General features: G+C 66.7%; 1 protein-coding gene. It reads right to left on the reverse strand.

Features of this window, described 5'->3' with window-relative positions:
- Positions 1–1,468: acetaldehyde dehydrogenase ExaC (locus HMPREF2886_RS19625; RefSeq protein WP_049229357.1), on the reverse strand; the 1,468-nt coding region annotated here is incomplete at both ends.

Genomic DNA, 1,468 nt, shown 5'->3' on the forward strand with positions numbered 1-1,468 from the left:
AGAAGAAGCCCAGCGGGTTGATGTCGTAGCTCACCAGCAGGTTCTTGGTCTGCTGGTAGTGGTCGAGCATCATCTTGTGCGTCTCGCGACCGACGCCGGACTTCTTGTAGCCGCCGAACGCGGCGTGGGCCGGGTACAGGTGGTAGCAGTTGGTCCACACGCGGCCGGCCTTGATCCCGCGGCCCATGCGGTAGGCGCGGTTGATGTCGCGGGTCCAGAGGCCGGCGCCGAGGCCGTACTCGGTGTCGTTGGCGATGGCCAGGGCCTCGGCTTCGTCCTTGAAGGTGGTGACGCCGACCACCGGGCCGAAGATTTCCTCCTGGAACACGCGCATCTTGTTGTGTCCCTTGAGCAGGGTCGGCTGGATGTAGTAGCCGCTGGCCAGGTTGCCTTCGAGCTTCTCGACGCTGCCGCCGGTGAGCACTTCGGCGCCTTCCTGCTGGGCGATGTCGAGGTAGGAGAGGATCTTCTCGTACTGCTGCTGGGAGGCCTGGGCGCCGACCATGGTCTCGGTGTCCAGCGGGTCGCCGCGCTTGATCGCCCTGACCTTCTTCAGCACCTCTTCCATGAACGCCGGGTAGATCGACTCCTGGACCAGCGCGCGGGACGGGCAGGTGCACACCTCGCCCTGGTTGAAGAAGGCCAGCACCAGGCCCTCGGCGGCCTTCTCGATGAACGCCGGCTCGGCCTGCATGATGTCTTCGAAGTAGATGTTCGGGCTCTTGCCGCCCAGCTCGACGGTGGAGGGAATGATGTTCTCCGCCGCGCACTTGAGGATGTGCGAGCCGACCGGGGTGGAACCGGTGAAGGCGATCTTGGCGATGCGCTTGCTGGTGGCCAGGGCCTCGCCGGCCTCCCTGCCGAAGCCCTGGACGACGTTGAGCACGCCCGGCGGCAGCAGGTCACCGATGAGTTCCAGCAGCACGCAGATGCCCAGCGGGGTCTGCTCGGCCGGCTTGAGCACCACGCAGTTGCCGGCGGCCAGCGCCGGGGCCAGCTTCCAGGCGGCCATCAGCAGCGGGAAGTTCCACGGGATGATCTGCCCGACCACGCCCAGCGGCTCATGGATGTGGTAGGCCACGGTGCTGTCGTTGATCTCGGCGGCGGAGCCTTCCTGGGCGCGGATGCAGCCGGCGAAGTAGCGGAAGTGGTCGGCGGCCAGGGGAATGTCGGCGTTGAGGGTCTCGCGTACGGCCTTACCGTTGTCCCAGGTCTCGGTGACGGCGAGCAGCTCCAGGTTCTGCTCGATGCGGTCGGCGATCTTCAGCAGGATGTTCGAACGCTCCTGCACCGAGGTGCGGCCCCAGGCGTCGGCGGCGGCGTGGGCGGCATCGAGGGCCTTGTCGATGTCCTCGGCGGTGGAACGGGGGAACTCGGCGATCGGCTGGCCGTTCACCGGCGAGGTGTTGGTGAAGTACTGGCCCTTGACCGGAGGCACGAACTCGCCGCCGATGTAGTTGCCGTAGCG

The sequence above is a fragment of the Pseudomonas sp. HMSC066A08 genome, from assembly GCF_001813025.1.
Taxonomy (GTDB): domain Bacteria; phylum Pseudomonadota; class Gammaproteobacteria; order Pseudomonadales; family Pseudomonadaceae; genus Pseudomonas; species Pseudomonas aeruginosa.